The organism is Ferdinandcohnia jepli, from assembly GCF_047246645.1.
Classification (GTDB): Bacteria; Bacillota; Bacilli; order Bacillales; family Bacillaceae_L; genus Ferdinandcohnia.
Map to the genome: position 1 here is coordinate 42,543 of NZ_JBFOKR010000016.1, position 18,944 is coordinate 61,486.

19 protein-coding genes and 1 other annotated feature are annotated in these 18,944 nt (G+C 36.5%); of the genes, 13 read left to right on the forward strand and 6 right to left on the reverse strand.

Annotated features, from left to right (window positions below; all coding sequences use genetic code 11):
- Window positions 1–1,320, forward strand: coding sequence for a GntP family permease (locus AB3M96_RS17355; protein ID WP_412968892.1), 1,320 nt, complete (start codon window positions 1–3; stop codon window positions 1,318–1,320).
- A gap of 16 nt (window positions 1,321–1,336) precedes the next feature.
- Window positions 1,337–2,113, forward strand: a complete 777-nt coding sequence (locus tag AB3M96_RS17360; RefSeq protein WP_412968893.1) for a 3-hydroxybutyrate dehydrogenase — start codon at window positions 1,337–1,339, stop codon at window positions 2,111–2,113.
- 234 nt (window positions 2,114–2,347) lie between these two features.
- On the opposite strand, the gene AB3M96_RS17365 is transcribed toward AB3M96_RS17360, so the two are convergent.
- Window positions 2,348–3,409, reverse strand: coding sequence for a multicopper oxidase domain-containing protein (locus AB3M96_RS17365; protein ID WP_412968894.1), 1,062 nt, complete (start codon window positions 3,407–3,409; stop codon window positions 2,348–2,350).
- 549 nt (window positions 3,410–3,958) lie between these two features.
- Window positions 3,959–4,193, forward strand: a binding site (T-box leader).
- 96 nt (window positions 4,194–4,289) lie between these two features.
- On the opposite strand from AB3M96_RS17365, the gene leuS reads away from it, so the two are divergent.
- Window positions 4,290–6,707 carry a leucine--tRNA ligase gene (gene leuS / locus AB3M96_RS17370; protein WP_412968895.1) on the forward strand — a complete coding sequence of 806 codons (2,418 nt, stop codon included), beginning with the start codon at window positions 4,290–4,292 and terminating at the stop codon, window positions 6,705–6,707.
- A gap of 260 nt (window positions 6,708–6,967) precedes the next feature.
- Here the strand turns inward: leuS and AB3M96_RS17375 are convergent, their stop codons facing one another.
- On the reverse strand, window positions 6,968–8,017 hold the full coding sequence (locus tag AB3M96_RS17375; RefSeq protein ID WP_412968896.1) for a M42 family metallopeptidase: 1,050 nt from the start codon (window positions 8,015–8,017) through the stop codon (window positions 6,968–6,970).
- Window positions 8,018–8,156: 139 nt separating this feature from the next.
- Between AB3M96_RS17375 and AB3M96_RS17380 the strand changes: the two genes are divergently transcribed.
- From AB3M96_RS17380 to AB3M96_RS17400, 5 genes are all read left to right on the forward strand, one after another.
- Window positions 8,157–8,447 (forward strand): DUF2087 domain-containing protein, encoded by a 291-nt coding sequence (locus AB3M96_RS17380; RefSeq protein WP_412968897.1) that lies wholly within the window; start codon window positions 8,157–8,159, stop codon window positions 8,445–8,447.
- Between the two features lie 119 nt (window positions 8,448–8,566).
- Window positions 8,567–8,866 carry a rhodanese-like domain-containing protein gene (locus AB3M96_RS17385; protein ID WP_412968898.1) on the forward strand — a complete coding sequence of 100 codons (300 nt, stop codon included), beginning with the start codon at window positions 8,567–8,569 and terminating at the stop codon, window positions 8,864–8,866.
- A gap of 112 nt (window positions 8,867–8,978) precedes the next feature.
- A complete protein-coding gene (locus AB3M96_RS17390; protein WP_412968899.1) occupies window positions 8,979–9,506 on the forward strand; it encodes a hypothetical protein in 528 nt (175 codons plus the stop codon).
- A gap of 170 nt (window positions 9,507–9,676) precedes the next feature.
- A complete protein-coding gene (locus AB3M96_RS17395; protein WP_412968900.1) occupies window positions 9,677–10,234 on the forward strand; it encodes a hypothetical protein in 558 nt (185 codons plus the stop codon).
- Window positions 10,235–10,293: 59 nt separating this feature from the next.
- The gene (locus AB3M96_RS17400; RefSeq protein ID WP_412968901.1) at window positions 10,294–10,479 is read left to right on the forward strand and encodes a sporulation protein Cse60; all 186 of its coding nucleotides are present in this window, start codon (window positions 10,294–10,296) and stop codon (window positions 10,477–10,479) included.
- A gap of 39 nt (window positions 10,480–10,518) precedes the next feature.
- Here AB3M96_RS17400 and AB3M96_RS17405 read toward each other — a convergent pair whose 3' ends face one another.
- Both AB3M96_RS17405 and AB3M96_RS17410 read right to left on the reverse strand, forming a co-directional pair.
- A complete protein-coding gene (locus AB3M96_RS17405; protein WP_412968902.1) occupies window positions 10,519–11,787 on the reverse strand; it encodes a BaiN/RdsA family NAD(P)/FAD-dependent oxidoreductase in 1,269 nt (422 codons plus the stop codon).
- A gap of 17 nt (window positions 11,788–11,804) precedes the next feature.
- Window positions 11,805–12,197 carry a thiol-disulfide oxidoreductase DCC family protein gene (locus AB3M96_RS17410; RefSeq protein ID WP_412968903.1) on the reverse strand — a complete coding sequence of 131 codons (393 nt, stop codon included), beginning with the start codon at window positions 12,195–12,197 and terminating at the stop codon, window positions 11,805–11,807.
- Between the two features lie 324 nt (window positions 12,198–12,521).
- Here AB3M96_RS17410 and AB3M96_RS17415 point away from each other — a divergent pair, with 324 nt between their 5' ends.
- On the forward strand, window positions 12,522–12,902 hold the full coding sequence (locus AB3M96_RS17415) for a hypothetical protein (protein ID WP_412968904.1): 381 nt from the start codon (window positions 12,522–12,524) through the stop codon (window positions 12,900–12,902).
- 153 nt (window positions 12,903–13,055) lie between these two features.
- A complete protein-coding gene (locus AB3M96_RS17420) occupies window positions 13,056–14,681 on the forward strand; it encodes a putative polysaccharide biosynthesis protein (protein WP_412968905.1) in 1,626 nt (541 codons plus the stop codon).
- A gap of 52 nt (window positions 14,682–14,733) precedes the next feature.
- Here AB3M96_RS17420 and AB3M96_RS17425 read toward each other — a convergent pair whose 3' ends face one another.
- The gene (locus tag AB3M96_RS17425) at window positions 14,734–14,970 is read right to left on the reverse strand and encodes a hypothetical protein (RefSeq protein WP_412968906.1); all 237 of its coding nucleotides are present in this window, start codon (window positions 14,968–14,970) and stop codon (window positions 14,734–14,736) included.
- A 128-nt stretch (window positions 14,971–15,098) separates the two neighbouring features.
- Here AB3M96_RS17425 and AB3M96_RS17430 point away from each other — a divergent pair, with 128 nt between their 5' ends.
- Window positions 15,099–15,818, forward strand: coding sequence for a pseudouridine synthase (locus tag AB3M96_RS17430; RefSeq protein ID WP_412968907.1), 720 nt, complete (start codon window positions 15,099–15,101; stop codon window positions 15,816–15,818).
- 599 nt (window positions 15,819–16,417) lie between these two features.
- Here the strand turns inward: AB3M96_RS17430 and AB3M96_RS17435 are convergent.
- On the reverse strand, window positions 16,418–16,639 hold the full coding sequence (locus AB3M96_RS17435) for a DeoR family transcriptional regulator (protein WP_240254714.1): 222 nt from the start codon (window positions 16,637–16,639) through the stop codon (window positions 16,418–16,420).
- A gap of 424 nt (window positions 16,640–17,063) precedes the next feature.
- On the opposite strand from AB3M96_RS17435, the gene AB3M96_RS17440 reads away from it, so the two are divergent.
- Together AB3M96_RS17440 and AB3M96_RS17445 are read left to right on the forward strand one after the other, a co-directional pair.
- Window positions 17,064–17,789: an ABC transporter ATP-binding protein gene (locus AB3M96_RS17440; RefSeq protein WP_412968908.1), complete on the forward strand. Its 726-nt coding sequence runs from the start codon at window positions 17,064–17,066 to the stop codon at window positions 17,787–17,789.
- Entirely contained in the window at window positions 17,779–18,927 is a 1,149-nt protein-coding gene (locus AB3M96_RS17445; protein ID WP_412968909.1) for an ABC transporter permease, read from the forward strand. Before AB3M96_RS17440 ends, AB3M96_RS17445 begins: the two co-directional genes overlap by 11 nt.
- Window positions 18,928–18,944 lie beyond the last annotated feature (17 nt).

Genomic DNA, 18,944 nt, shown 5'->3' on the forward strand with positions numbered 1-18,944 from the left:
ATGCTTAGTATGATTGGCTTAGTTGGAGGTTTAGCACTTTTAATTTATTTAACGATGAGGGGCATGAATTTACTAGTTGCTGGACCACTTAGTGCGCTATTTGTTGCTGTTTGTAGCGGCTTACCTTTGTTTCCACAATTGGTTGGAGAAGGTGAAGCTAACTTAGTAGGAAACTATATGAGCGGCTTTTCAAGCTTTGTTACTTCATGGTATCTAATGTTCTTACTCGGAGCGATATTTGGAAAAGTAATGGAGGATAGTGGAGCTGCAGACAGTGTGTCGAAATGGATTGTTGATAAATTAGGTATGAAATATGCTGTTTTTGCGATTGTTTTAGCATGTGCGGTATTAACCTATGGAGGAGTAAGTCTATTTGTTGTAGCATTCTCGGTATATCCAATGGCAATTAGCTTATTTAAGCAAGCAAACTTACCAAGAAGATTTATTCCAGCTACACTTGCCTTTGGTTCAGTTACATTTACAATGACGTCTGCAGGTTCTCCTGAAATTCAAAACTGGATCCCAATTGATTATTTAGGAACATCACCTTATGCAGGATGGGAAGTTAGTGCAATTGTTGCTTTATTTATGATCATTTTTGGTTATTGGTGGTTAAAACGAATGATTTCAAAAGCAGTAGCAAAAGGGGAGACGTTCGTTTCTAGAGACAATGACCCACTTGTAGAAGACAAAGAACTTCCACACCCTATTACTGGACTAATTCCGTTAGTAGTTGTACTTATTTTAGCGTTAATCTTCCATGACTATTTGGCGCAATCCGCACTCATTATCGCATTATTAGGTGGGGTTATTTCAACGTATTTACTTAATAGAAAATATTTTAAATCCTTTGGTAAAGCCATTTCCGATGGTACTCTTGGTGCTTTAATAGCTATTGGTAACACAGCGGCTGTTGTAGGATTCGGTGGAGTAGCTAAAGCAGTTCCAGCATTCCAGGTTGCTGTTGATGCGATGACTAATATACCGGGAAGTCCATTAATTGGTGGAGCAATTGCGGTCAGTGTTATTGCGGGGATGACTGGTTCAGCATCTGGAGGTCAAGCGATCGCTCTACCTTTACTGGCACCTCATTATATTGAGACAGGCGTAAATACGGAAGCTCTTCACAGGGTTGTTGCCATATCTTCTGGTGCTTTAGATTCTTTACCTCATAATGGTTACGTTGTGACGACAGTACGATCCATCTGTGGAGAATCTCATAAGGATGCATATGGAGCAGTAGGGGCAGTAACAGTAATTGTTCCAACCATTGGAGTAATTTTAGCTATAATTTTATTCTCACTAGGTTTGGGGATTTAAAAAATAGGAGGACAACATGTTCACAAATAGAGTTGTATTTATTACGGGAGCAGCTAGAGGAATTGGTTATGAGATAGGAAAGGCATTTGCCCAAAAGGGAGCAAGAGTTGTCTTAACAGATTTAGATGAAGAAGTTGTGAAGGAATCTGCTTTGAAACTCCGAGAAAGCGGCTTTGAAGCAATTGGACTACGGTGCAACGTGACTAGTGAAAACGAAATTATCGGTGCTCTAAATGAAGCAATAAACGAATTTGGTAAAATTGATTGTTTAATTAATAACGCAGGATTACAGCATGTTTCGCCAATTGACGAATTTCCTAAGGAAAAATTTGAATTGCTCCTTTCTGTTATGTTAACTGCACCATTTATAGCAATTAAACATGTTTTTCCGATTATGAAAAAGCAAAAATTTGGACGTATTATTAATATGGCCTCTATAAATGGTCTAATTGGCTTTGCAGGAAAAGCTGCATACAATAGTGCAAAACATGGGGTAATCGGGTTAACGAAGGTTGCAGCATTAGAAGGAGCAGAGCACGGAATAACAGTGAATGCTGTTTGTCCGGGTTATGTTGACACACCACTTGTTCGAAATCAGCTAGTAGATCTTGCCAAAACTCGAAATGTAGAGTTGGAAAAGGTTTTAGAAGAGGTAATTTATCCATTAGTACCACAAAAGCGTCTTTTAGCTGTAGATGAGATTGCAAATTACGTCTTGTTTTTAGCTAGTGAAGAGACAAAGGGAATAACAGGTCAGGCATGTGTGATTGACGGGGGTTATACTGCACAGTAAAGATACTTAGGCGAGTGTTAAGCCTTTGACGTACAGGGGTCGTTAACCAAAGATGTAGTAACAAGACGTGCACTTGTTGGTTTAGGAAAGTCAATTTGGCACTATATAAGAAAAAGAACTCAAGCTGAGTTCTTTTTCTTTTCTTTTTATTTATTTATGATAAGATTTTATTGGATATTTTTTATTTTGACCTTGTAGAAGAAGGAGTTATATTCTTTCTTTTATAAGGCTTTTTTAATGGCCACCAACTGCTTCGCCATCGTCTTCTCCTGTTTCAGTTACCTTTAAATATGCAACAGCACCTTTTGTTGCATGGTTAAACTGGTGTGTAACAATTGGATAGTTCCCAGCTTTTGTAACTGTGAATTCTACAACTGCTCCGCCACTTGCCGGTAACATTACAGTTTGTAACCCCTGCATATGGTTGTACGGATTTCCATCCATGTATACATCGTCAAATACAGTTCCAACTACGTGGAATGAACTAACTTCATTTGGACCAACGTTGTTAATATAAAGTCTCACATGGTCACCAACTTTAGCAAGTAGAGGCTTTTCTTTTAGACTGAAAGTGTCACCATTTGTGTTTTGGTCACCATCTTTTAGTGCCTTAGTAGAAAATACAACTTGGCTAGGTACACCGTTCGTAAAGTCGTTTAAGTCGTTATATTTATACCATTCGTTTTGGATAATTAGGTATTCTCTATCAATTTCTTTGTCATTTGGATAACCATCTTTTGGTTTTACAATGATAGTTCCATGCATACCGTTAGCAATATGAGATAGTACTGGTGCTGTTCCACAGTGGTACATAAATACTCCTGGATTGTTAGCTGGATAAGAGAATGAACCAGTTTCATCAGGATTTACATTTGAAAAATCAACTGATGGTGCTGCATGTACCGCATGAAAGTCCATGCTATGCGGAATTGCTGGATCCATATTCTTTAAGGTGAAGTTAATTGTGTCACCTTCGTTAACAACAATAACTGGTCCTGGTGCTTCTCCATTGAATGTCCAAGCTTTATAGATATAACCTTTATCTATCTCGATATCAGTGATCTGTGCTGTCATTTCTACATTAACTACATTTTCAGAAACTCTTTCAACTTTTAAAGGAACAGGTTCTTGGTTAAGGTCTTTGTGGGGAGCGATTACTTCTACAGTTGAGTTAGTTGAATCAGTTGTCTGTGCTTCAACTTTCTTTTCTAATGCGATATCCTCCTTACCACACCCTGATAAAATAATTGATGTTCCAATCAAAGAAGCAACAATAAATTTCATTTTTTTATTCATTACTTTTTCCCCCTAGGATATTAAATATTTATCGCTTGCTACACCTTAATAATAATTCTGTAAGCAACCTTCAAGCGTGATGTAAATCACGTTTTCCGTGCGTATATGTGGACACTTTGTGAAAAACTGAGCATATAAGCAATGTATCAATAGTGGTAAGGGTTTAAACGCTTACATTTTTGTGTTTTTCGCCACATTTTCTTCACAAAAATGAGTAGTTTTTCCAGTTTGGCTTGGAAGATCTTACGTTGGATATGGATTATGCAATTTGCCATTTTTAGAGTGAGGTTTGAGGAAAGACAATCTGAGGAAAGTGGTGATCTCAGGAGGAGAAATAGAAGCATTCCACGCGCAAGTGAAGAAATCGGGTGGTGCTCCATAGAAAAGAGACAGAAGCGCCACATAAAAGTAAAGTGGGCTATCAAAAAGTCATATTATGTTTAATCGTAACTATAATTGGAAATGATGATAGAGGGAAAAGCCCGTTTTTTACTATTTTACTTGCAGTTCTTATGTAAATTCTATACAATACTGAATATAACAAAATATGATTGAACGTTGATAAGGAGTAGTAGTGTTTGGAACACGTCTAGAGAGTTGACGGGTGGTGCAAGTCAATCGTTGTCAGAACATGAACTCGCCTTTGAGTTATAAACATGAAATGCAGTTGCAGAATAGTGTTTATCGTGACTGTCCGCGTTAAGGATGAATGAAGTGAGTGCACAGATTGTCACTAATGTGGGTGGTACCGCGGGAAGAATATACATATCCTCTCGTCCCTTTTATGGGATTAGAGGTTTTTTATTGTTTATAAATAGTGTTCATACTTGATATCCTTAAAATAAAATCGTATGAGCAAATTAAATAAGGAGGAAGTCTAATGAGTTTCAACCACCAGCAAATCGAGAAAAAATGGCAGCACTATTGGGAACAGAATAAGACTTTTAAAACAACTGAAGATAAAGGGAAGCGTAAGTTTTACGCATTAGACATGTTTCCTTATCCTTCTGGTGCAGGCCTGCACGTAGGTCATCCTGAAGGTTACACTGCTACAGATATTCTTGCAAGAATGAAGCGTATGCAAGGGTATAATGTACTTCATCCAATGGGATGGGATGCATTCGGTCTACCGGCTGAGCAGTATGCTTTAGATACAGGAAATGACCCGGCTGAATTTACTGAGAAGAATATCAATACATTCCGTCGTCAAATTAAAGAACTAGGTTTTTCATATGATTGGGATCGTGAAATTAATACAACAGATCCACATTACTATAAATGGACTCAATGGATTTTTACAAAGCTTTTTGAAAAGGGCTTAGCTTATGTTGATGAAGTAGCTGTAAACTGGTGTCCAGCTTTAGGAACAGTTTTAGCGAATGAAGAAGTAATTGATGGAAAAAGTGAGCGTGGCGGCCACCCTGTTGAAAGACGTCCGATGAGACAGTGGGTATTAAAAATTACTGCTTATGCAGAACGCTTATTAGAGGACCTAGAAGAGTTAGATTGGCCAGAGAGTTTAAAAGAAATGCAACGTAACTGGATTGGCCGTTCAGAGGGTGCACATGTGACATTTGGAATTGATGGGCATGATGAGACGTTTACTGTCTTCACAACTAGACCTGATACATTATTTGGTGCAACCTATGCAGTTTTAGCTCCAGAGCATCCATTCGTTGATAAAATTACAACTGCAGATCAAAAAGAAGCTGTTGAGGCTTATATCAATAAAATTAAGAGTAAGAGTGACTTGGAGCGTACAGATTTAGCTAAGGACAAAACAGGTGTATTCACAGGTGCGTATGCAATCAACCCTGTGAATCAAGAAAAAATGCCTATCTGGATTGCTGATTATGTATTAATGAGCTATGGAACAGGTGCTATTATGGCGGTTCCAGCACATGATGAGCGCGATCATGAATTTGCTCAAAAATTTGGTTTGCCGATTAAAGAAGTTGTTGCTGGTGGAGATGTTACGAGAGAAGCGTACACTGGTGATGGTGAGCATGTAAATTCTGATTTCTTAAATGGTCTAAGTAAAGAAGAAGCAATCAGCAAAATGATAGCTTGGTTAGAAGAACACAAAATTGGTAAAAAGGAAATTACCTATAAGCTACGTGATTGGTTGTTTAGCCGTCAGCGTTATTGGGGTGAACCGATACCGGTAATTCATTGGGAAGATGGAACAATGACAACTGTTCCAGAGGAAGAATTACCATTAATGTTACCTAAAACAAAGGAAATTAAGCCTTCAGGTACAGGTGAATCTCCATTAGCGAATATTGCTGATTGGGTTAACATTGTTGACGAGAAAACAGGTAAAAAAGGCCGTCGTGAAACGAATACAATGCCACAATGGGCAGGTAGCTGTTGGTACTATTTACGCTATATTGATCCACATAATGACAAAGCGTTAGCGGATCCTGAAAAATTAAAAGAATGGTTACCAGTTGATATTTATATTGGTGGAGCTGAGCATGCGGTTCTTCATTTACTATATGCTCGTTTCTGGCATAAAGTATTGTACGATGTTGGTGTCGTTACAACAAAAGAACCATTCCAAAAGCTTTTCAACCAAGGGATGATTCTTGGAGAAAACAATGAGAAGATGAGTAAATCTAAGGGGAATGTTGTAAATCCTGATGAAATTATCGGATCTCATGGTGCAGATACTTTACGTTTATACGAAATGTTCATGGGACCTCTAGACGCATCGATTGCTTGGTCAACTAATGGCTTAGATGGATCTCGTCGCTTCTTAGACAGAATTTGGCGTTTGTTTATTGAAGACAATGGAAGCTTAAATACAAAAATTACAGTGAGTGCTGAAGGTAATACGCTTGAACGTGTTTACCATCAAACAGTGAAAAAAGTAACTGAGGATTATGAAGGATTACGTTTTAACACAGCTATCTCACAATTAATGGTGTTTATTAATGAAGCTTATAAGGCACCTGAGCTTCCTAAGCAATTTTTAGAAGGCTTTGTAAAATTACTATCTCCGGTTGCACCACATCTTTCTGAAGAGTTATGGCAAAAACTAGGAAATACAGAATCAATTTCATACGAAGCTTGGCCGGCATTTGATGAGGCAAAGTTAGTGGAAGATGAAGTGGAAATTGTAATCCAAGTAAATGGAAAAGTAAAAGCAAAGCTTCACGTTCCAGCTGATGCAACAAAAGAAACCTTGGAAGAAATTGCAATGGGTGCAGAACCAATTAAGGAACAAATCGAAGGAAAAACCGTTCGTAAGGTAATCGCAGTACCAGGTAAGCTAGTAAATATAGTCGCTAATTAATGTCTTGGCCCCTCATCCATATTGTGTGAGGGGCTTTGATTTTGTTCAAGCAGTTATAGCTAATAACCGTAAATTTTTCGTATAAACCATAAATTCAAATTAAAAACCATAAGTTTAAATTAAAAATCGTAAATCCAAAATAAAAACCATAAATCCAAATTAAAAATCGTAAATCCCTTATTGCACCTTAAAAAGTCAATACCTAAAAGAAAAATATCAAATGAATCAAAAAACCCCAAGCAACTTGGGGCTTTATCCATTTACTCAACCATTTCAGATAGTAAATAATGATAAATTAACTTAGTAGTGTTTTCAATGGAATCTGTGTGAGTTCTTTCAAATGCATGTGAAGAGTCGATTCCCGGTCCAATCAGTCCATGGATAATATCATGTCCAGAACGAATGGCAGCAGATGCATCTGAGCCGTAATATGGATAAATATCAAGCTTATAGCCGATACCATATTTTTCGGCTAGTGCTACTAATTTTTTACGGAATGCATAATGGTAAGGTCCACTTGCATCTTTCACACAAATTGATACTGTGTATTCGTCTGTGGATTGTCCGTCTCCCATGGCCCCCATATCTACTGCAAGGTATTCAACGGTTTCAGGTGTAATATTAGAGTTCCCGCCATATCCAATTTCCTCATTATTTGAAATGAGAAAATGCGTTGTATAAGGGAGTTCAATTTTTTCTTCTTGTACCTGTTTAATTAATTGGAGTAGTATGCCTACGCTAGCTTTGTCATCTAGATGACGTGATTTAATATAGCCGTTAGGTGTAATTTCAACTCTAGGGGCAAATGATACAAAATCACCAACTTCGATTCCTAATGCACGTACTTCCTCTGCAGTTTTTACCTTCTCATCAATACGAACTTCCATATTATCCTGATTTCGTTCGGCCTTACCAGCATCCTTATATACATGAACTGATTGTTGGTGCATTAAAATGGTGCCTGTATACATTTTTCCTGAAGAAGTTTCGATTTGACAGTACTCTCCTTCAATGGAGTTATATTTGAAACCGCCAATTAGGTCTAGCTTTAAACGTCCACTTGCTTTGATTTCTTTTACAATAGCACCTAATGTATCAACATGAGCCGTTAACATACGGTGCTTTTGTTGATCCTTCCCTGGAATTGTAGCGATTAGACCACCTTTTCGATTTCGATATGTATGTACTCCAGTTTCCGCTAAAAGCTTTTCCACAAACGTAATTACTTCATTCGTATTTCCAGATGGACTTGGAATCGAAACCAAATCCTTTATAAGATTAATGGTTTCTTCGGTATTAGGATATGTCATTAGTAAAACCCCTTTCGTTCTAACTAGTACCATCATACTCTCTTGGACAGGAAATTTCTATAATAACTGTTTGACTTATGATTTAAATTAGAATATCATCTAATTAGATAAGTGTTTAATTAAAGGGGGGATAATTGTTGTGAAATATTTATTAGATGGGGTAGAATCAATTGAAAAACAAAAAATTATTTCTACTTACTTCGGGGATCAAAAGACTATAAGGCAATTTCCGAGTAAGGCAAAACGAATTGCAATATTGCTAGAGTATATAACCGCTCAATTTTTCATACGCAATGTTACGTATACAGAAAAAGAGGTAAATGAAATTTTAAAAAAGATTTATATTGATTACGCAACAGTGAGAAGAGAATTAATTGAGTTTCGCTTTCTGGAACGAAGTGATTATTGCAAAGAGTATTGGGTTAAATAGTGTTAGCTATAGAGAAGTACCGCTTATGGCCGTTTACTTTAAAAGAATGAGCATCGCAATGTTTTCTAAGAAAAACCTCTGCTATAATAGTCCTATGAAAAGGAAAGCGGGGAATTATTATGATAAATGAAATTACGACTGAGGAATTAAAGCAAAAGCTTGAAAACGGGGAAAATCTTGAGTTAGTGGATGTACGTGAAGATGAAGAGGTTGCTACAGGTATGATTCCAGGAGCGAAGCATATTAAAATGGGAGAAATTCCAGTTAACCTGGATTATTTTGATAAAGATAAGGAATACATTTTCATCTGTCGTTCAGGTAGAAGAAGTGAAAATGTATGTGCTTATTTAGAAGATCAAGGTTATCAGGTTCGAAATATGGTTGGTGGAATGCTTGAGTGGACCGGTGAAAAGAAATAATTTGTATGAAATGTAAGAACTCCTAAATAGGGGTTTTTATTTTTTTGTATCTTCTCTATATAGATTTTCTAAGTATATAATTAAATAAATATAGAATGAAAGGGAGGAGCATATGACTTTAGTATTGCTGATAGGTTTTATTTTTATCGTTCTCTTATTTCTAAGTAGAAATAAATACAAACATCTAATAGGTAGTAATAACTCGTTAGTAGTTAGATTATCAACTTTAACATGGTTTCAAAATCCATGGCTCAGTGGAATGTTTTTGTTTTTAGTTAATGCGATCTTCTTTGGGTTAACGCTAGTCATACTTTACGGTATTAGTATGTTGACGATACCATTCGTACATTTAATTATCATGGCTGGAGCGGTAATAGTGAGTATTTACGCTTGGTTGATTATACATAATGCATGGAATGGTAGTAAAAAGAAGCGACTAATAAGTAGTTTTCTCGGTAGTAGCTTTTACCTTATTTTAACCATTGTATTTCTATACTGGATTGTTACACTTGAGCCACAATTCCCAGGCGATGACACTTTTATGGCATTTATAGGATTAGTCATGGGTATCTTTGTTACGACTGTTGCATTTATAACTTGTCTTTACATAACGGGTTTTATGAGAAAAAGAGCACTGTAAAAATTACTCCAACAATTTGTTGTAATCGTACCCATCCATTTTTAAAAATTCTATCAAATTCTTATTTGTAATGGATGTGACAACATTTTACTGACTGTACAAAATGCTCACATTAGTTAGTGCAACTTTCCATCCTTATTTACGTCTATTTCAAAAAAGGGGGAGAAGTGATGCGATTTATAAAGGGGATACTCCTTTTACTTTTGTTAGTACCTGTGCTGCTTAGTTTTTTCCCGCAGCCAGCATCTGCCTGCTCGTGTGCAATGCCTGGTTCAGTAGAAGAGGAATTAAAACAGAAGACAGCCGTTTTTTCAGGTAAGGTAATTGACATCAATCGATCAAGTAATGTGTTGTTACAATCTTCTTCCGAACCAGTAGAGGTATTGTTTGAAGTGAATGAAGTTTGGAAGGGATCCAATAAATCTCAAGTAATCGTTCATACGGGTTTAGATAGTGCGAGCTGTGGATTTGAGTTTAAATCTAAAAAAGAATATATCGTTTATGCATATGGTGAAAATGGAGATTTAGGGACAGGTATATGTGAACGTACGAAATTACTGTCTGAGGCAAGTGAGGATAAAGAAATTCTAGGGAGTGGCAATACACCTACAGAATCGGTAGATTTACAAGAGCGTTCAGCCTTCAATATGTACCTCTCTATTGCGGCAATTTGTCTGCTAATACTTAGTGGAGTCTTTATTGTACGAAAAAGATTTTTAAGAAAATAGAATACTAGCTTATAATTCTTCAACTCTGGTAATACTAGTATTATACGGAGGTGGAGAGATTGTCTTTAAAGGTTAAAGTATTTGATGAAGAACATGAAGAGGATTTAGAGCACGAGATAAATCGTTTTTTAGATAAAATAGATGAAACTGATTTAATAGAAATTAAGTATCAAGTTGGCGTGTCGTGTAATCAAGATGATGACCAAATCTTTTGTTTTTCAGCAATGATTATTTATAGAACCTAACCTAGAGTTGATAACTGACAGGTTAGGTTCTATTTTTTACTATTTCTTTATTGCTTGTTTCCCTGCATTTTCACCAGCTAATCTTCCTGTGACCAGTGCAGATGTAATATTATAGCCACCTGTATAGCCATGAATATCTAATATTTCTCCACAGAAAAATAGTCCTTGCATTAGCTTTGATTCCATCTCTTTTGGATGTATTTCTTTGACTGAGACACCACCACCAGTTACAAATGCCTTCTCAATTGGTAATGTTCCATTTACCTGGAATTGAAATTGTTTACAATCTTTTGCAAAGGAACGGATATTTTCATGAGAAAGATTGGCAGAAGTTACTTGAGGGTCAATATTATTTTTTTCTAATAGGAATAGTAAATACCGTTCAGGTAAGAAGCCTTTAAGTATATTTTTAATGGCCTTCTTAGGTTCTTCTTTCGTCACTTTCAATATATGCTGGAATATTTCCTCGAGATTCATCTGAGGTAGAGCATCAATACTAACTGTTACCCGGTCTACATTGAACTTTTTCATCGTTTTTACAACAAACTGACTGCAGCGTAAAACAGCAGGACCAGAAATTCCAAAGTGTGTGAATAGCATATCCATCGTGTGAGTAATGACTAATTTTCCTTTTGGATTTAATACACTTAGTGAAATATCTCGAAGTGCTAATCCTTGAAGTGACTTTTGTTTAATGAACTCTTCATCAGATGTTACAGGTACTTCCGTGGGAAAAAGGTCAGTTATTGTATGTCCGGCAGCTTTTGCCCACGCATATCCATCACCGGTTGATCCTGTTTGTGGAACTGACTTACCGCCTACAGCGATGACGACACAAGTAGTTTCAATGTATTCCCCGTTTTTCAGCAAGAGTCCTTTTACTCGACCTTCCTTATACTCAACCATAGAAACAGGTGTATTTGTTTGAATATGTACTTTTAGTTCTTTTAAGCGATTAATAAGCGCATCTACAACTGATTGAGCTTTGTCAGTAGTAGGGAACATCCGACCATGGTCTTCTTCTTTTAATTGTATTCCTAAGTTTTCAAAGAACTTAATTATGTCTTCATTACTAAAAACCGAAAAAGCGCTGTATAAAAACCTCCCATTTCCAGGGATATGTTTAATAATTTCATCTATTGGGAGACGATTTGTTACGTTACAACGCCCTCCTCCTGAAATCGCAAGCTTTCGGCCTAACTTTTCTCCTTTATCAAGTAGAAGTACCTTCGCACCTTGTTCACCCGCGGCAATAGCGGCCATTAGTCCAGAAGGTCCTCCACCTATAACAACAACATCATACTTCAAAAATGTCACTCCCTATTTCAATCTAAAAACCGGCTCCTTACTTCTGGAGAAGGAATTGTACAACTTTCTTGTTTACCAAACCATCTATATCTATTTTTCGCAATGAAATTATAAAATACATCTCGAATAGGGGCGGGCACAACTAATAATACTGCAAGTAGACGATAAGGACCTTCTAAGTTCCTGCAAATCCGAAGTGCAGCAGTTGAACGAGTGTAAAACTGATCCCCTTCAATTAATACAATACTTTCAATATTTTTAGTGATCCCGTACTTTTCAAGTAGAGATACCCCTGTCTTACTCTGAAGGGATGTAAACTGATAATGTCCTTTTGAATCTCTTTTAATAATAAATTGTACACTCGAATTACAAAAGTTACATATCCCATCAAAAAGAACTATACTATTCATTTTGTTCACCAACTCTACGTATTGTATACCTTCATCATATCATGGTTATTGAAAGTATGTGTAAACTTCCTTACTGTAATCACCTGGATTCAACTGGTCATATAACCTTCAAAAGAAGTCGAAGGCAGCTGCGGGATACCTTGTAAATAGAGAAATATTTTACTAAGTACAACTGCAGTAGGCCCGATTCCACCATATTATTGTTTGACAGCATTTTCATCTAATTGGGTAGAACAAAATCCCTTATTACTTGAAGTTTTACTTTATAATTGAATTTCAATCTTAACAAGTCTAAACTATACATGAAAAGAAAGGGGAATAACAATGAGCTACACACCTTCGATTTCACAAGGAGTTTACCCAGAGGATGCAGGATGGACGAATGAAGGAAATACTGCGGTTTTACTACTTTCTATCCCATTGCTTACTGAGGTACTCTCTTATCAGATAGATACATTTGATTATGCGTGGCTATATGATGGAAATCTTGATGCATATATTTTCTGCTTTCGATTAGACAATAAAGAAGAATTTGCCATTATTTTTCATAAAGATCATGCTGGCAAACTGTTAAAAGAACAAGAATCAGAAGAAGAGTTTTCTATTGTTATTACTGACCAACCCTTTATAGAATTAAGTGAGGATACCCCTTATGTGACACTTTCTACTATTTCATTTGTTAGACAAACTATTGCTGGGTGGTAGTATTGAAATATGCTAATATAGATAAGTTACAGTCACTTTTTCTGTAGTTTAGTTTAATAGCCTAAGTAAAATATACTAGTAAGACTTCAAACTTGAGTAAAATATTGGCTTTAGATGCCATGGTGTATTTGAATAATAGATTGGGGATTATACATGTCAGAATCTAAGTTGTTACGTGGAACGTTTATATTAACGCTTGGTACATACATTTCTCGTGTTTTAGGTATGGTTTATTTGTTCCCGTTTGTGTATTTAGTTGGTGAAACGGGGTTAGCGCTCTATCAATATGGGTATGGTCAATACACTATTTTCTTAGCGTTATCAACGATTGGTATTCCTGCTGCTGTATCAAAATTTGTCTCAAAGTATAATTCACTAGGAGATTATTATACAGGTAGAAGGATGTTAAAATCCGGAATACTTGTTATGTCAATCACTGGATTAATAAGTTTTCTTTTACTTTACTATTTAGCGCCTGTATTAGCACCAATTCAACTTGGTGGTGATGACCAGCATAATTCGGTCGAAGACGTTATTCACGTCATTCGGATGGTTAGTTTTGCACTATTAGTTGTTCCAATAATGTCCATCATACGTGGTTTCTTTCAGGGGCATCAGTCAATGGGACCTACTGCCGTCTCACAAGTAATTGAGCAAATTGCTCGCGTTATCTTTTTATTAGCTTCAAGTTTTATTGTTATTAAAGGGTTAAATGGTGAGCAAGTAACCGCCGTTGGTTTTGCAAATTTTGCAGCTCTTATTGGTGCTATTGGTGGTCTAGCAGTTCTCATTTTCGTTTGGTTTAAACGGAAACCCCATCTTGATGAACTATTAGCGACTAGTAAACCGCAAACGGATATGACGACAAGAGAAATGTATAGAGAATTACTCTCATATGCAGGACCGTTTGTATTTGTTGGTTTAGCGATGCCACTTTATCAATATATTGATCAATATACTTTTAATAAGGCAATGTTGGCTTTTGGAGAAGAATCCCCCCAACCATTGTTTGGTATCGTGGTTGCAATGGTGCCAAAGCTAGTAATGATTCCTGTATCACTAGCAACAGCATTCAGTCTTACACTTGTTCCAACCATCACGAATTCTTTTACATCTGGAGATTTTAATGGACTACGTCAGCAAATAGATAAAACCTTTCAGATTTGCGTGTTTTTAGTACTTCCTGCAGTGGTGGGTATGTCAGTTTTAGCATTTCCAATGTATAATTCCTTTTTCGGGATGAATGAAGCGGGTGGGAATGTACTAAGATGGTACGCGCCTGTTGCATTATTATTTTCCTTTTTCTCGATAACGGCTGCTATCATGCAAGGATTAAATAAGCAACGATTTGCCGTAATTAGCTTAGTTTTTGGATTATTAATAAAGTTAATATTCAATGTCCCATTCATTACATGGTTTGGGGAAATTGGTTCGATCCTTGCAACAGCTTTAGGATATTTTGTGGCAATAACCTACAATTTTGCAATTATTGCAAGACATGCACAATACCGCTTTTCATTTTTTGCAAGAAGGTCTTTATTAATGGCTATCTTCGCTGCATTTATGGCTGGAAGCATTCTGATTGTTCAATGGTTGCTTTCCTTTGGTATTACCCAATCAGACGGAAGGGTCCAATCTACCATTATTTTGGCTGTGGGAGTAATTGTTGGAGCAGTCGTTTATTTATATTTAGCATATCGTACTCGTCTTATGGAAATTCTACTTGGAAATAGGTTTTCGTTTCTATCAAGAGGTAAAAAGAAGAAGGCTGTAGAATAACAGCCTTTTTCCTTGTTTAGGTTATGTTTACTTTCAGCAGCTTTCTAATCTTTTAACCTTGGAAAGTTCCAAAACCTAAACGACGCTCAATGCGTTCTACACGGCGGTCTAAACGATTAATTTGACGTTCTAGTTGTTGAATTTGACGCTCTAATCTTTCAAGGCGACGGTCTACGTTTCCTCCGCCACCAGGGAAACCTCCTCCAGGAAATCCGCCACCAGGGAATCCACCACCAGGAAATCCAGGGAAACCTTGTTGCTGCTGACGATAATCATAATCATAATACATGTGGTATCGCTCCTTTTTCTTTTAAAATTACGATAATAGTGTATGATAGTTGGACATTTGTGCAATGAATAAAACGCCTAAATATAGGAAAGTTGGGTATTAGCGGAGCGAGAAGGAGGAATGTAAAAGTGAGAATAGACAAGCTTTTGTCAAATCGAGGTTTCGGAAGTCGTAAAGAGGTTAAGAGTCTTTTGAAATCCGGAGCTGTACAAATAGATGGTGTAACTGTAAAGGATTCAAGCAAGCATGTAAAAGTTGATTCAGAGACTGTTACTGTGCACGGTGAGGTTGTTGAATATAAGGAGTATATTTATCTTATGCTTAACAAGCCACAGGGAGTAATATCTGCTACTGATGATCATTTACATGATACCGTAGTTGATTTACTAGAAATGGAGGATGCAGTGTTTAATCCGTTTCCAGTAGGTCGTCTAGATAAAGATACCGAAGGACTCTTGTTGCTAACAAATGATGGACAGTTAGCCCATCAGTTACTATCACCTAAGAAACATGTTCCAAAAACGTACTTTGCAATTATTGATGGTGTGGTAAATGAGGATGATGTTGCTGCGTTCCGTCTTGGTGTAACTTTGGATGATGGGTATGAGACGATGCCGGCTCAACTACACATTATTGGTAGTGGTTTACGGTCAGAGATTCAAGTAACCATAGAAGAAGGGAAATTCCACCAAGTGAAGAGAATGTTTGAAGCTGTTGGTAAAAGAGTTATTTACCTTAAACGAATTCAGATGGGACCACTTCCCTTGGATGAAACACTTGAACTTGGTGAATATCGGGAATTAACAGATGAAGAAGTTCTTTCACTGAAAAACTTTCAAAAAGGGTAATAGTACATGATTAAAAGGCTGTCGATTTCTCGACAGCCTTTCCTAATGTTTAGGAAATTTTAAAATTATATGATGTAAATAACTTGAAATAAGGGTTATCCAAGTCCAGCTCCAGCGCCTAGCCAGTTTTCCTACCTGAGTAGGCTTCTTCGAGTATCTTGCGCAAAAGCTCCGCTTTTAAGCAGCTCGAGGTCGCTTCACCCCTCCTGCGGCGGCAACACTAAGGGATGCTTGATGAGGATAAACCTCGCAGGAAAAAAGCTTTGCTTTTTTTCGAGCCTCCTCACTGAAATGCTGAAGCGGCTTGGTCAGAAACGAGGAAATTGGAGACTCCGACAAAAGAGGCGTCTTTTGCCTCTGACGGAGGAGTTGAAATTTCTCGAGTTTCTAGCCGCTGAAGCTGGACAAGTCAGGGTTTCGACGCACAGGACGTGCTAGTGCCGGCGTTGCCACAGGACGTGGAGCTATTAGTCGATGTTCCTTTATCCAAGGCGCCGCTTTTGTTCTTTACGTATCTCTCTATGTATATTATCGCTAAAAGACTTTCTATAGTAGGTCTTGATTGCTACCTTCTTCTTCTTACGCCCCTACGCTGTATGTTAGGATGATATTTTTACCTTCTTCTTCGTAATCGTCCATTTTCCTCGACTAGGGCTGCGAACCAAATCATTATATGCTAACACATTCAAATCTCGTTGAATGGTACGTGATGTTATTCCGAATTCATCCACAAGCTCCTGTGTTGTAACAGTCCCTTTTTCATTAATAAACATGTAGACTGATTTGATACGAGTTAACATACGGTTTGTTGAAGGTTTCAAAAAACCACTCCTTATCGAATTGTACATGATCAAAATCATGCCTCAGTCTTACCTAATTAACTACTTTAGTTCTTAAAAATATTTAAAAATAATAGTTAGCAGTTTTAATCCTATAGGTTATACTCATTTTTAATCTCAGTTATTTACTACTGCATGGCCAGAGTATGGTGTTATCAAGAGTTATCAAATTATATATATTTCTCATATCACCTCATTCCTTTTAGGTGCGTTCGCTATATATATATAGTTGTATCTGAATAGTATGACTATTTCTACATTATTTGTCATAATCCTTCAATTTTCTCTATTATTATCATAAAGTATTTCTATTATTCTGTCTTTTACAGTTTTATTACAGTTTCTTAACTTACATATTGGAACTTTTGGTGATTTGTAACGTATATGGAGGTGGAGGCGATTTTTCTTGCATAGTAAATTAGTAAACGTAGCAATTGTAAATGCAGGGTATGAAGAAGGAAACAAAGTTGTTGAGGATATTTCATTTTCAATAAATCGTGGAGAAATTGTTGGTCTAATAGGGCCAAACGGTGCTGGAAAAAGCACAACTATAAAATGCATTCTTGGATTGTTAGAAAATAGTAATGGGGAAATAGATTTTGTAAATGATTATACATATGCGTACATCCCAGAACGTCCGATTTTTTATGATGAACTAACATTATGGGAACATCTTGATTTAGCCGCAGGTGTCATGTCAATAGATGATAGACAATTTAAAAAACGTGCGGAGGAATTAGTAAGACTTTTTCATATGGAGAACGTAATTCATAAGTTACCAAGTACATTTTCAAAGGGAATGCAACAGAAGGTAATGTTAATAACGGCCTTTCTTATAAAACCAGATATTTATATTATTGACGAGCCGTTTGTTGGGTTGGACCCTATGGCGATGCAGGATTTTTTAAAACTTGTTGATGTGGAGAAAAATAGAGGTGCGGGAATCCTTATGTCTACCCATGTCCTTGATACTGCTGAAAAAGTTTGTGACCGATTTTTATTAGTTTCCAATGGACAATTAAAAGCAGAAGGGAATCTCTCAGATATACAAGAAAAAGCCTATCTTCCAAATGGTTCATTGTTTGATTGTTTCTATAAGATTCTACAAGGTGAGAAGAGAAATGGGGAGTAATATTTTTTTACAAAGGCTACGAAAAGAGCTGTCATTTCAGTGGAACATTTTTCGAAGTGTGATTGATTGGACGATATTTATCTATTTATTTGTTCCAGCACTTGCAATAATTGGTTATAACTATTACTTATTGTGGGTTTCCCAACCTGACTGGGTAGTTGCAATTCCTTTGCCTGTTTATTTATCAGTACTTTACTTTTTTTGTTGGCAGGGATATATACGAACATTTTTAGAAGAAGCGGACCAATTATTTTTGATTCAAAAAAACAAAGCATTGATTGAACTAAAGAAGAGGACTAGAGATTTCTATTTATACGGATACATACTAGGTATTTTAAGTATACTTATCATAATGTTGCCCTTCCTGTATAATCACTTTTCGTTAACTTGGATACAAATATCTCTTATAGGGTTTTATCTTTGTAGTTTGAGGACGGCTATCCTTATAACCAAGCAGTATTTAGATGATATTCAGTCAACGTGGAAGAAATGGTTATATTCGAGTCTACTATTTATACTACTAGGTTTATTTACGCTATCAATTATACAATGGTCTTTATATTCATTTGAGTATCTGCTGATTTTTGTAGGGCTAATCCAGCTTGTGATTAGTTTCTTTTACTCGAGTTTGAGAATGAAAAAAAAGACTACTTTTTTACAGGACGTTAAAAATGATAAGATTCAAAAGTTGAAATTAATGAAAATGATATTTATCTTTTCTGAATATGTTGAAAAAGTACCGGAACAACGTAAACGAAATCCGTTATTTTATAGGAATTCAAAACGTATCTACAATATCCGCAATCGTCGAAAAGCGTTGCAGGAACTATACATAAAGGTTTTTATTCGAAACAAAGGCTATCTTTTACAGTATCTTCAAATAACCGGTGTAACGGTGACTGCTATACTTGTTATTCCACCGGTCTGGATTAAATGCTTACTTTTACTTGGGTATTCACTTCTTATCCAATCGTGGTTGAAGGTAGTTTATAAGCGAGTTATGGCAAACCATTTCATTGTGACAGTAAGAAAGGACGACCCAGTTCGCTTTCAGGCGGAGAGATTTGTTGTAAATGCCTTTTCTCTTCCAGTAATATGTATTGTAGGTATTATTACATTAAGCGTCATCTTACTATGATGTAGAAGGAGTATGAA

Coding starts and splice junctions, on each gene's coding strand:
- AB3M96_RS17420 (WP_412968905.1), top strand. CDS start 13,056: ATGTCAGAATCTAAGTTGTTACGTGGAACGTTTATATTAACGCTTGGT.
- AB3M96_RS17365 (WP_412968894.1), bottom strand. CDS start 3,409: ATGAATAAAAAAATGAAATTTATTGTTGCTTCTTTGATTGGAACATCA.
- AB3M96_RS17385 (WP_412968898.1), top strand. CDS start 8,567: ATGATAAATGAAATTACGACTGAGGAATTAAAGCAAAAGCTTGAAAAC.
- AB3M96_RS17355 (WP_412968892.1), top strand. CDS start 1: ATGCTTAGTATGATTGGCTTAGTTGGAGGTTTAGCACTTTTAATTTAT.
- AB3M96_RS17445 (WP_412968909.1), top strand. CDS start 17,779: ATGGGGAGTAATATTTTTTTACAAAGGCTACGAAAAGAGCTGTCATTT.
- AB3M96_RS17390 (WP_412968899.1), top strand. CDS start 8,979: ATGACTTTAGTATTGCTGATAGGTTTTATTTTTATCGTTCTCTTATTT.
- AB3M96_RS17375 (WP_412968896.1), bottom strand. CDS start 8,017: ATGACATATCCTAATACCGAAGAAACCATTAATCTTATAAAGGATTTG.
- AB3M96_RS17415 (WP_412968904.1), top strand. CDS start 12,522: ATGAGCTACACACCTTCGATTTCACAAGGAGTTTACCCAGAGGATGCA.
- leuS (WP_412968895.1), top strand. CDS start 4,290: ATGAGTTTCAACCACCAGCAAATCGAGAAAAAATGGCAGCACTATTGG.
- AB3M96_RS17360 (WP_412968893.1), top strand. CDS start 1,337: ATGTTCACAAATAGAGTTGTATTTATTACGGGAGCAGCTAGAGGAATT.
- AB3M96_RS17395 (WP_412968900.1), top strand. CDS start 9,677: ATGCGATTTATAAAGGGGATACTCCTTTTACTTTTGTTAGTACCTGTG.
- AB3M96_RS17425 (WP_412968906.1), bottom strand. CDS start 14,970: ATGTATTATGATTATGATTATCGTCAGCAGCAACAAGGTTTCCCTGGA.
- AB3M96_RS17410 (WP_412968903.1), bottom strand. CDS start 12,197: ATGAATAGTATAGTTCTTTTTGATGGGATATGTAACTTTTGTAATTCG.